Raw genomic sequence first — 12,473 nt, 5'->3', positions numbered from 1 at the left:
ACCTTTCCGATTGCTATATGAAATGTTGGCACGATAGGAAAGTGAAAGATTAATAGTAACTAGAAATATTTTATTAAAAAAATTGTGGAAAAGGAAAGGTGAATAACATGGTACAACAAATCACAGATCTTGAAAGAACAAAAATTTTACAGAATGGCGGAGAGAAAGTAAAACCTACTTTTTCCAAAGAGGAAATGACACGCCGCAATACCCGTTTGCGCGAGTATATGGCGAAAGCTGGAATCGATGCCGTTATGTTTACTTCTTACCATAACATCAATTATTACAGTGACTTCCTGTACACGTCTTTCAACAGATCGTATGCGCTGATCGTCACTCAAGACAAGCATGTTACTGTAAGCGCAAACATTGATGCCGGCATGCCGTGGAGACGCAGCTTTGACGAGAATATTGTCTACACAGACTGGAAAAGAGACAACTTTCTTTATGCGGTGAAAAAGGTATTAAATGAGGGAGGCTTCTCCAGCGGGCGTCTCGGTGTAGAAAATGACCATATGACGCTCGATTTACGTCGCCAAGTGCAGGATGCCCTGCCAAAAACAGAGCTTGTGGACGTTTCTCAGGCGGTGATGGGGCATCGGATGTTTAAGTCTGACGAGGAAATTGATTTGATTAAAAACGGTGCCCGCATTGCGGATATCGGCGGAGCGGCCGTTGTCGAAGCGATTCGCGAAGGTGTACCGGAATACGAAGTGGCGCTGCATGGCACAGAAGCAATGGTGCGCGAAATTGCCCGCACGTACCCGCACGCTGAACTGAGAGATACGTGGATTTGGTTCCAATCCGGCATTAATACGGACGGCGCTCACAACTGGGCGACTTCCCGCAAGCTGCAGCGAGGAGATATTTTGAGCCTGAACTGCTTCCCGATGATCGCTGGTTACTACACGGCACTTGAACGTACATTGTTCTTGGAAGAAGTGTCTGACCGCCATCTGGAGCTGTGGGAAATTAACTGCAAAGTGCACAGACGCGGCCTTGAACTGATCAAGCCGGGGGCTAGATGTATGGATATCGCCGCTGAATTAAATGAGATTTACCGCGAGCACAACTTGTTAGCGAACCGGACATTCGGTTACGGACACTCATTCGGCGTACTGAGCCACTACTATGGACGTGAGGCTGGACTGGAACTGCGGGAAGATATCGAAACGGTGCTGGAGCCAGGCATGGTTGTGTCTATGGAACCAATGATCATGATTCCAGAAGGAGAGCCGGGAGCTGGCGGTTACCGCGAGCACGACATCCTCGTCATTAGCGAGAATGGGGCGGAGAACATCACTAAATTCCCATTTGGTCCGGAGCATAACATTATTACAAAGTAATCCGATCATTGTTCTTTTCTTTCAAAACAAAGATTTAGACTTTAAAGCAATTTCTTATTTCGAAAAAGTAAAGCAATGGACGGCAACAGTGGCGGTAAAGCCATTTAATTCAATTAATCCTTCTTATTTATAATTGCTCCCAACTAGGGAATGCCAAGGTTGGGGGTGGTTATAAACTCTTTAAATGAAGACATTCCTTTGTTCGTTTTTTCTTCGCGGCTAATATTTGGGGGGATTATCCTGTTTTAAAAGAATTCTATTTAGATATGCTTATTGGAAGTGCTTGCCATCCAATTGAATTGTGTAGCATCCATATGATAAATAATCTATATAATAAAGGGGCTATCTATATATGAATCAAGGAGATAAGCTGCAGAAGGGCCTAAAGACGCGCCACTTGACGATGATCGCATTTGGCGGCTCGATTGGGGCAGGCTTGTTCGTCGGCAGTGGTGCCATCATACAGATTACCGGACCAGCAGCGGTCTTCACCGCATTAATGGCTGGAATCTTAGTTATTCTCGTTATGAGAATGCTAGGAGAAATGGTCGTCGCAAAGCCTTCACTAGGTTCGTTTTCAGATTATGCGCGGGAGGCACTTGGAAATTGGGCAGGTTTTACTGTGGGATGGCTGTACTGGTACTTCTGGGTGATCGTGATCGCTGTAGAAGCGATCGCTGGTGCTGCTATATTAAGAGCTTGGTTATTTCCTGATGCTTCTCTTTGGGCGTTAAATCTAATATTACTAATAGTGTTGACAATAACCAATCTCTTCTCGGTTAAAGCTTTTGGTGAATTTGAATATTGGTTTTCCTTAATTAAAATTGTCGCAATCGTTTTGTTTCTTGGCATCGGTGGAGCTTACGTTTTAGGTCTGCTGCCCGGAACAACGATGGACTTCTCTAACTTGACGGCACATGGTGGATTCACGCCTCTTGGTTCCGCCGCAGTATTTATTGCTGTAGCTACTATTATTTTCTCCTTCGTTGGTTCTGAGATCGTAACGATTGCGGCAGCAGAGTCAGCCGAATCTGAAAAAGCAGTAGTGAAAGCCGTAAACTCTGTTATTGTTCGTATCATGATGTTCTATGTAGGCTCCGTTTTTTTAATTGTAGCTATCGTTCCTTGGAATGACTCTAAAGCGCTTACAAACCCATATGTTGGGGCTCTTAAAGTAATTGGCATCCCCGGTGCTGACATGATTATGAATTTAGTCGTCGTCACAGCGGTGCTCTCTTGCTTAAATTCAGGCATATACACTGCATCCCGGATGTTGTTCGCTTTAGGCGATAAGGGAGATGCCCCTAAATGGATGCTGGATGTGACGAAGAGAGGAGTGCCGTTAAAGGCTATTCTTACTTGTACAATATTTGGGTTTATATCCGTTATTATGGCTTTCATATCACCGGATAAAGTGTTCCAATTTTTGTTAAATTCATCAGGGGCTATTGCTCTTTTTGTCTACTTGCTGATTGCTATTTCCCAGCTGCGGCTTCGCAAAAAGATCGAGCGCGAAACGCCGGAACGTCTTAAGCTGCGTATGTGGGCCTATCCTTATCTGACTATTGGGTCTATCATGGCAATGACCGCGATCATTGGATCGATGGCTTTTAACTCCGCAACCCGCTCACAGTTAATATTAAGTTTATTAAGTGCAGTCGTTGTGGTCCTCCTTTATGTAATTAAAACGAACATTGAACGAAAAAAATTAACGAATGCCGATGTTGTTGAAAATGATTTATCTAAAATTGATGTTAAGATTGAATAACATAATATAGAGGCGAGGCGAGTGTTTATGAATAAACATTTAGTGGCGAATATGACTTGGCAAGAATATCAATCAAAAGTAAAAGATAACATTTTAATTTTACCTATCGGTTCAATAGAGCAACATGGCCCCCACTTACCGCTTGGTGTTGATGCGATGCTGGCTGAAAAGATCAGTTTATCGATAGCGGAGAAAGTAAATGCCGTAGTCGCACCGACCGTATCTTACGGGTATAAATCACTTCCTGCGAGCGGCGGCGGCCCGCTGTTTCCAGGTACGATTGATTTAAAAGGCTCGACTGTCATTTCTTTAGTGTATGACTTGCTCGAAGAGTTTTTACACGACGGATGGCAAAAAATATTGATGGTAAGCTGTCATTATGAAAATGAGGCTTTTCTCGCTGAAGCTGCAGATCTCATTATGAGAAACCAAAAAGAGGAGTATCCTAAAATTTTACTTTCTAACTGGTGGGATAATTTATCAGAGGAAGTCATACCTCAAGTATTTGATGAAGTGAAATTCCCGGGGTGGGCTTTAGAACACGCTGCAATTGCGGAAACATCGATGATGATGCATTTTGCGCCAGAGCTTGTACGTGAAGAATTAATTGTAGATGAAGGGATTGACAATCCACCTACGTACCAAAGTTTTCCGCCATCACCTTCATTGATCCCGCCATCAGGCTGTCTTCATACAGCACGATCCAGTTCCGCTGAAAAAGGGCGTTTAATTATTGAAAACTCTACAGATAATATTGTTTCTTTTTTGGAGAAGGAGTTTTTCGCAAAAGTGACGATCACTGATTGACAGAAAATTTCATGTGAATAGTAAAAGAGGCTGCCCCGCAAGTGCCAAGCTCCCCCTCTACATTTAGTGGGGGAGGCGTTTGGCTCTTTGCTTTTGGGACAGCCTTTTTACCTTTTGACATTTACACATTCGTCTTTTAAATGTTAAATAGGGTTAAGGTATTTTTAAAAAAACCCCATCAAAAACTCTATAGGATCAGCCGTTTTTAATAGGAAATTCTATATGTGTACATACTAAAATCATGTACCGAGCCTTTATAAAGTCTTTGCACATGGTTTTTATATGACATGATAGTATATCTTGCTGTTTATGTTTTAAAGAATAAAGCATACTTACTTTACGGAATCGTTGATTTGTATTCCGGCTTTTACGGCGGTGGTTTTCTTATAATTTTTGCCCCACTCATACATAATCTCGAGAATAGGAATTAGACTTTCTCCCTGTTCCGTTAATGAGTATTCTACTTTCGGAGGAACGACAGGGTAAACTTCACGGTGAACAATCAGATCTTCTTCCAGTTCCCGCAATTGATTAACAAGCATTCTTTGGGTGATACCAGGCATCAGCGATTTTAGTTCGTTAAACCGTTTTGTTCCTTCTTTACCAAGATGCCACAAAATAAGCATTTTCCATTTTCCCCCGATAACGGAAAGGGTCAATTCTTTTTCACAGTTAAACACTTTGTTGCAAAGATGTCCCATACTATTCAACTCCTTCGCATATTTAGTGGTATACTTTTTGTGACTATATGATTAAAAAGTGCATACTTACAATTCAATATTATACACGATATACTTACATTAGTACAGGTGATAAAGAACATTAGGAGGGGATGGAATGAAAGAGGTAACTGTTCCGCGTGAAATTCTTTCCACGGAGAATACGTGCGAGGTCTTAAACACGCTCAAACTGGATTCGGTCAGCTTTGTCTTGTTTGGCGCAACAGGGGACTTAGCTAAAAGAAAAATCTTCCCTGCTTTATACAATTTATTTCTCGATGAAAAACTTTCCAAACCATTTTCAATTATTGGGTTAGGCCGGCGCGAATGGTCTAATAAGGAATTTCAATCGCATGTGAAAGAATCTTTGAGTAAATTCTCCAGACGTTTTGTTAATAATGAAGCCCAAATAGATGAGTTCCTTCAGGCATTTCGCTACTGTGCGCTGGATGTAACGAATAGTGAAGGATATAAACAAGTGCTTGAATTAGTTCAAAGCCGAGAAGAAGAACTAAGCATACATGGAAACCGGCTGTTTTATTTATCGGTAGGTCCTGAATTCTTTGATGTCATCACATCGAACATTCAGGAAAGTGGAATAGGTTCTTCCAAAGGATGGAAACGTCTCATTATTGAAAAGCCATTTGGTCATGACTTGAAATCTGCCCAAGAATTAAATGAGAAACTAAGCGAAGCTTTTGAAGAAGATGAAATTTATCGTATTGATCACTATCTTGGAAAGCCGATGGTGCAAAACCTTGAGTCCTTAAAGGTGGCTAACCCTATGCTTCAGGCTATATGGAATAACCATCATATCGCCAACGTTCAAATCACCGCGAGTGAAACGGTCGGCGTCGAAGAAAGGGCAGGTTATTATGACCAGGCGGGAGCGATCCGCGATATGTTCCAAAATCATATGCTGCAAATGTTGATGATGACAGCGATGCAGCTGCCGGAACGAATAAGTCCTGAAAATATTCGGCTCGAAAAAAGAAAAATCATGGAAAGTCTTCGTTCAGTTGGGAAAGGAAATGTCGCTTCTCACGTAGTTCGCGGACAATATGATTCAGGAGAAATCAATGGTGAACGTGTTGTTAGCTATAAAGAAGAGCCTGGAGTAGATGCCTCTTCAACAAATGATACATTTGTAGCTGCACGTATGTGGGTTGATAATTCTCTGTGGAGCGGGGTACCATTCTATATTCGTACAGGAAAAAGAATGGAAAAGAAATCAACAAGGATTGTTATTGAATTTAAAAATACATTACACGATTTATACGCAGCTGATAACGAGGGGCAGGCGCCCAACCTTTTAACCATCGAGATCAGTCCGAATGAATCTGTTTCATTACAATTAAATCTTAAAAATCCATTAAACCATGGCGAAACCGAACCCGTCATATTAAGCTTTTCAGCTAGTGACAAAGAAGTGCCGGAAGCATACGAACGATTAATTTTCGATGCTTTGCGCGGGGACCCTACGTTTTTTGCCCATTGGAAAGAAGTTGAATTATCCTGGAAATGGGTGCAAGCAGTTTTAGAGGCATTCGAAGCGAATACTCTTCCCCTGCATTCATATATTTCAGGTTCCATGGGGCCGGAAGCTTCTGATCAATTATTGCAGGAAGACGGGTTTAAGTGGTGGTAGGCAAGAACTAGTCCTCCGATACGGAGAAAAATAATATTAATTTTGAATAGAGAGGGGAAGTACTGTATGGCAATTTCTTTTGATTACTCTAACGCGTTATCATTTATGAAAAAAAGTGACTTGGATCATGTAAGTGACTTTGTCAATGTAGCTCATAATAGGCTTCATGAAAAAAAAGGTCCTGGATCTGACTTTCTCGGTTGGGTTGATTTGCCAATCAACTATGATCGAGATGAATTTTTGCGAATTAAGCAAGCGGCCAAGAGAATCCAAGATCAATCAGATGCTCTTATAGTGATAGGCACCGGCGGATCTTATTTAGGGGCAAGAGCAACGATTGAAGCATTGTCTCATAGTTTCCATAACGAAATGAGCGATACGACGAAAGTTTATTTTGTCGGCCAGAATCTGAGTGCTGCGTATATTACTCATTTATTCGAGCTTTTAGAGGATAAAGATATCTCTGTGAATGTGATCTCTAAATCTGGAACAACAACGGAGCCAGCTATAGCATTCCGTATTTTCCGTGACTATTTGGAGAAAAAGTATGGAAAAGAGGAAGCAAGAAAACGTATTTACGCAACGACTGACCAAGCAAAAGGCGCTTTGAAACAGCTTGCTGATGAAGAAGGGTATGAAACTTTTGTGATTCCGGATGACGTTGGCGGAAGATATTCTGTACTCACCGCAGTTGGTCTCTTGCCTATTGCAACTGCTGGAATAAATATTGATGAATTAATGGAAGGAGCAGCGGCGGCGTACTATACTTATAATAATTCGGACCTTTCAACGAATGAATGTTATCAATACGCTGCTGTCCGCAATACTCTTCATCAAAAAGGGAAAGACATTGAGCTGCTCGTTACTTATGAACCGTCTTTACAGTATGTAGCTGAATGGTGGAAGCAGTTATTTGGAGAAAGTGAAGGGAAAGATCATAAAGGTCTTTTTCCGGCATCGGTTAATTTTCCGACTGACTTGCATTCCATGGGCCAGTATGTGCAGGAAGGCCGCCGTCATTTGCTCGAAACTGTGTTGCAAGTGAAGAAACCTGCGATTGATCTGACGATTCAAGCAGATCCGGACAATATTGATGGACTGAATTTTCTAGCCGGCAAGACGATGGATGAAGTCAACAAAAAAGCTTTTCAAGGTGCATTATTGGCTCATGTAGATGGAGGAGTACCTAACTTGCTTGTCGAATTAGATGAAATGAACGAATATAACTTTGGAGAGCTAGTTTACTTTTTCGAAAAGGCTTGTGCCGTGAGCGGCTACTTGCTCGGCGTCAATCCATTTGATCAGCCAGGTGTTGAGGCATACAAGAAGAACATGTTTGCACTATTAGGCAAGCCGGGCTTCGAAAAAGAAAAAAATAAACTTGAGCAGTGCTTATCCAGTTAGCTAATTACAATCTATTTAGGGGCGATCATTTATGACAAAACAACAAGTCGGTGTTATCGGTTTAGCAGTAATGGGAAAAAACCTTGCTTTGAATATTGAAAGCCGGGGCTACTCGGTGGCTGTGTACAATCGTTCACCTGAAAAAACAACAGAATTCTTAAAGACAGAAGCTGCAGGGAAAAAGTTTATTGGTACGAACACCATTGAGGAGTTTGTGCAGTCATTAGAAAAGCCGCGCAAAATTTTATTAATGGTGAAAGCCGGTGCACCAACAGACGCAACGATTGATTCGTTGAAACCCTATCTTGAAAAGGGAGATATTCTTATCGATGGCGGCAACACTTTTTTCCAAGACACGATCAGACGCAACAAAGAATTAGAATCAACAGGTATTCACTTTATCGGGACGGGTGTTTCTGGAGGAGAAGAAGGAGCATTAAAAGGTCCTTCCATTATGCCGGGTGGTCAAAAAGAAGCGTTTGAGCTGATCGAACCGATTTTAGAGGCGATTTCAGCAAAAGTAGAAGGGGATGCTTGTTGTACGTATATTGGGCCTAACGGTGCCGGTCATTACGTAAAAATGGTTCATAATGGCATTGAATACGGCGATATGCAGCTCATTTCGGAAGCTTATTTTATCATGAAGCATGTACTCGGCTTACAGGCGCAAGAACTTCATGAAGTATTCTCGGAGTGGAACAAAGGTGAATTAGACAGTTATTTAATTGAAATTACTGCAGATATTTTTACAAAAGTAGACGAGGATACAGGGAAGCCTCTTGTAGATGTCATTTTAGATACAGCAGGTCAAAAAGGTACAGGTAAATGGACGAGCCAAAGTGCTTTAGATTTAGGTGTCCCACTTCCGATTATTACTGAATCTGTCTTTGCCCGTTTTATCTCTGCTATGAAAGAAGAACGTGTAAAAGCAAGCAAATTGTTAAAAGGGCCGGAAAGAAAAGATCTTGGCAGTAATAAAGAGGCTGTCATTGAGGCTGTACGCAAAGCTTTATATATGAGTAAGATTTGTTCGTACGCACAAGGCTTTGCCCAAATGCGTGCGGCATCTGAAGAATATAACTGGGATCTTAATTATGGTGATATCGCGATGATTTTCCGCGGCGGCTGTATTATCCGTGCGCAATTCCTGCAAAAGATTAAGGATGCTTATGACCGTGATCCTAAATTGGCAAACTTGTTGTTAGATGAGTATTTTAAAGAAATTGTAGAAAGCTATCAATCGGCTTTGCGTGAAGTCTTAAGTATAGCTATTGGGCAGGGGATTCCGGTACCGGCATTCTCAAGTGCTTTAGCTTACTATGACAGCTATCGGACAGAAACGCTGCCGGCTAATCTTTTACAAGCGCAACGTGATTACTTTGGTGCCCACACTTATCAGCGTATAGATAAGGAAGGCAGTTTCCATACAGAGTGGACGCAAAAGGTGTTAAATTAATAGTTATATAGACAAAAACAGAAAAGGCCGCAAACATGCGGCCTTTCCGAATATTCACCAATAACGGTATCCGACGCACAAAACATTGTTTGCTAATGATGTAATTGTTATTGAAGGTTTGCGTTTAAAAGAGATAGAGCAAGGGGAGTATTTGATGATTGCTGCCCTGTTTTTTAAATATCTTATTACATATCAATAAGGGGAGATACCCTATGTACAAAATGATAGCGATCGACCTTGATGGTACATTGCTTAATGATGAATTAATCGTTTCACCACGAACGGTCGAGGCCATTCAAAAAGCGGTAGAGCGCGGCACGGTCGTAACGGTTGCGACTGGCCGTATGTTTCGTTCCGCAAAGCAGTTTGCCCAGCAGCTCGGTTTAAATGTACCGCTCATTACTTATCAAGGTGCGCTTATTCAGGATGTGGAAGAAAAAGAAGTGATGTATGAGCGCCCTGTTCCGCCGAAGATTGCCCACAAGTTAATTGAAATTGCTAACGAGAAAAATATGCACTTGCAAGTGTATCAAGACGACATTCTCTATGCAGCTTCGGACAATGACATTATCCGTCGGTACGCTGATGCGGTTAAAGTTCCTTATACGGTGGAGCCCGATCTTGCCAAGCTTGCTGAGCGGGGGTTTACGAAAGCGCTCTTTATTGATGCGCCTAATTATATTGATGATTTGCAGAACGAACTGCGTGAATTATTCGGTGAGCGGGCGAATATTGCGAAATCGAAACCGACTTACCTTGAAGTGACGCATCCGGAGGCCGACAAAGGGATCGCCTTGCTGCATTTAGCGCAAAAGCTCGGCATCGACCGATCGGAAATCATCGGTATTGGCGACAACTACAATGACTTGGACCTCATCACGACAGCCGGCTTAGGCGTTGCAATGGGCAACGGAGTGGATGAATTAAAAGAAAGAGCTGACTATATCTCGCTCTCTAACAATGAGGATGGTGTAGGGCACGTCATTGAAAAGTTCGTGTTACAGCCTGCTGTTGTGGCAGTTGACTAATTGAGATGATTGTTAATTAAATAGTATGTAGATATAAACGTAAATTATCTGCTTAACATACGATGCACCTAAAAGACCTTCATAATCGAAGGTCTTTCTTTATCGCTTTAAAGCGACGGGGGACTGACCCCCGTTACGTTAATGCACTAAAGTAAAGCTGTGGGAGGAAATTGACTTTTTATATCGAATGTATAGGGATGGAATGATTGAAAAAAATGAGGTGTGAATAAGTGTTGCGAAAACCGAAACCAAATGCTTTTTTACGATCCCAAAGACCATTTGATCTCTCTCGCCGTAGTCGAAAACATTCGCTTATTTTCCTGGACAATCCCTATTCCAACTGGACGCTGACTAACCATTTTTGCCGCAAATCTACTCATATTCATCCGCGCAACTTTTGTTTAAACGACTGTCCTTCTTCAGAATGAGTATTTTTAACGCTCTGCAGGTGAACCCGTTGCAGAGCTTTTTTGAGGGCAATATAGTACAGAGAGTCTATGATTGAGGCTCTCTTTTTTTGATGGGAAAAATCACAAACGCCATGTTTCACTCTACCGCGATCACATTTGCCTATGCCCTCATCCCGCTGGCATTTGCTTTGATAAGCGAAATAGTAAGGGTCAGTCCTCTGCTGCTTTAAAGCAGCGGGGGCCTGACCCCCAGCACTTTAAAGCGATAAAGCAAGTCATAGCTCCCAAGTGGTGTACATATGATGAGGAAAAAGGCTTTTTTGGGAGGGTGTGAGGTAATTATGGAGATTCATGTGCGAAGAGGGGATACGCTCTGGTATTATAGCCAGTTGTTTGATATTCCGCTTGTGCTGATTGTTGATTCGAATCCGGAGATCAATCCGAACGTGCTGGATCAGGGGCAGGCCATTCAAATTCCTGGTTTTACAGTGACAACGCGGATGATTCAGAAAGGAGATTCGTTTTGGAAGCTGGCATCAGCCCGGCGTTTAAGTGTGGATGCACTGCTTTTACTCAATCCGAATGTGAACCCTAATCAGCTCCAAATTGGGCAAAAGGTACGAATTCCCACAAGAGTGACATGGCTTATTGTCAACGGTAAACAGCCGTATGATTTTCAGCGAATGACTAACGACATGAACAGGCTGCTGGCTGTTTATCCGTTTATGAGAAGAAGGGAAGCGGGAAAAAGTGTACTCGGTTTGCCGCTGTATGATTTGCGGATCGGGAAAAGCAATCGCAAGGTGCAAGTGAACGCTTCGTTTCATGCTAATGAATGGATCACGACACCTATTTTGATGCGCTTTTTAAATGAATATTTGCTTTCTTTGACGAATTATTTTGCGATAAAAGGAGTGACGACACTTCCCTTATATGGGCGCACACAGTTATCGGCCGTCCCGATGGTCGACCCTGATGGAGTCAATTTAGTTTTAAATGGCCCGCCGGCTAGTGTAAAAGAAGAAGTTATTGCGATTAATAAAGGCAGCACTGATTTTTCTGGCTGGAAAGCGAACATTCGTGGAGTCGATTTAAACAAACAGTTTCCAGCCAACTGGGAGTTTGAAGCAAAACGAAAGCCGAAAGCGCCGGCTTCGCGCGACTTTCCAGGTGATGCCCCGCTGTCCGAACCGGAGTCAAAAGCGATGGCTAACTTAGTGAGGCAAGAATCATTTGCGCGGCTTCTTGCGCTGCATACACAAGGAGAAGAATTTTACTGGGGATATGAAGGGCTTGAGCCGCCGGAATCAGAAACGCTTGCCAACCAGTTTGCCCGAGTGAGTGGATATGAAGCTGTCCGATATGTGGACAGCCATTCGGGCTACAAAGATTGGTTTATTCAAGAGTTCCGCAGACCCGGCTTTACAATCGAACTCGGCCAAGGTCAAAACCCGCTCCCCATCACTCAATTTGACGAAATCTACGAAGCTGCTTCCGGGATGCTCATAAGTTCACTAATTTAAAGAAATTTGGGGTCAGTCCCTCATCGCTTTAAAGCGACGAGGGACTGACCCCCGGTACGTTAAAGCGACAGAGAGTCGTTTTTGTGGATTCTCTGTTTTTTATTGTTAAAAAAGTTTATTTTTTTTTTTTTTTTTTTTTTTTTTGGAGGTTTTTGAAGGATTAGATAAATGAGGAAATACTATGTTAATCACTGAAAAATTACTTTATCAGGGAAGTTATATATTAGTATTACTAGTAAATAATGCTAGAGATGTAGATAAAAAAGGGAATATAGTACTGCAAAATGGAATATTTTACTTGTTTAATATAAAGGATACAAGACTTTAGATATTTGTGTAGAATCTAGCAATTATGGGAAGATGT

General features: G+C 42.1%; 9 protein-coding genes. 8 read left to right on the top strand and 1 reads right to left on the bottom strand.

Translation table 11 applies throughout. The annotated features are described in order from the left end of the window. The first annotated feature begins 107 nt into the window (after positions 1 to 107). The 3 genes from F9802_RS10840 (at position 108) to F9802_RS10830 (ending at position 3,921) form a co-directional block, all read left to right on the top strand. On the top strand, positions 108 to 1,346 hold the full coding sequence (locus F9802_RS10840) for a M24 family metallopeptidase (protein ID WP_152151797.1): 1,239 nt from the start codon (positions 108 to 110) through the stop codon (positions 1,344 to 1,346). Positions 1,347 to 1,698: 352 nt separating this feature from the next. Beyond that, entirely contained in the window at positions 1,699 to 3,114 is a 1,416-nt protein-coding gene (locus F9802_RS10835; RefSeq protein ID WP_152151795.1) for an amino acid permease, read from the top strand. A gap of 27 nt (positions 3,115 to 3,141) precedes the next feature. Then, a complete protein-coding gene (locus F9802_RS10830) occupies positions 3,142 to 3,921 on the top strand; it encodes a creatininase (RefSeq protein WP_152151793.1) in 780 nt (259 codons plus the stop codon). Positions 3,922 to 4,253: 332 nt separating this feature from the next. Here F9802_RS10830 and F9802_RS10825 read toward each other — a convergent pair whose 3' ends face one another. Next, entirely contained in the window at positions 4,254 to 4,622 is a 369-nt protein-coding gene (locus tag F9802_RS10825) for a winged helix-turn-helix transcriptional regulator (protein WP_152151791.1), read from the bottom strand. 208 nt (positions 4,623 to 4,830) lie between these two features. On the opposite strand from F9802_RS10825, the gene zwf reads away from it, so the two are divergent. The 5 genes from zwf (at position 4,831) to F9802_RS10800 (ending at position 12,109) form a co-directional block, all read left to right on the top strand. Continuing rightward, positions 4,831 to 6,288 carry a glucose-6-phosphate dehydrogenase gene (zwf, locus tag F9802_RS10820; RefSeq protein ID WP_152151903.1) on the top strand — a complete coding sequence of 486 codons (1,458 nt, stop codon included), beginning with the start codon at positions 4,831 to 4,833 and terminating at the stop codon, positions 6,286 to 6,288. A gap of 66 nt (positions 6,289 to 6,354) precedes the next feature. Continuing rightward, on the top strand, positions 6,355 to 7,692 hold the full coding sequence (locus F9802_RS10815) for a glucose-6-phosphate isomerase (protein ID WP_152151789.1): 1,338 nt from the start codon (positions 6,355 to 6,357) through the stop codon (positions 7,690 to 7,692). 31 nt (positions 7,693 to 7,723) lie between these two features. Further along, the gene (gene gndA, locus F9802_RS10810) at positions 7,724 to 9,148 is read left to right on the top strand and encodes an NADP-dependent phosphogluconate dehydrogenase (RefSeq protein WP_152151787.1); all 1,425 of its coding nucleotides are present in this window, start codon (positions 7,724 to 7,726) and stop codon (positions 9,146 to 9,148) included. A 212-nt stretch (positions 9,149 to 9,360) separates the two neighbouring features. Then, entirely contained in the window at positions 9,361 to 10,176 is an 816-nt protein-coding gene (locus F9802_RS10805) for a Cof-type HAD-IIB family hydrolase (protein ID WP_152151785.1), read from the top strand. Positions 10,177 to 10,927: 751 nt separating this feature from the next. After that, positions 10,928 to 12,109 carry a M14 family metallopeptidase gene (locus F9802_RS10800; RefSeq protein WP_152151783.1) on the top strand — a complete coding sequence of 394 codons (1,182 nt, stop codon included), beginning with the start codon at positions 10,928 to 10,930 and terminating at the stop codon, positions 12,107 to 12,109. Positions 12,110 to 12,473: the final 364 nt, after the last annotated feature.

The organism is Bacillus aerolatus (genome assembly GCF_009183655.1).
Taxonomy (GTDB): domain Bacteria; phylum Bacillota; class Bacilli; order Bacillales; family Domibacillaceae; genus Pseudobacillus; species Pseudobacillus aerolatus.
This window is presented reverse-complemented; position numbering and strand designations above follow the sequence as displayed.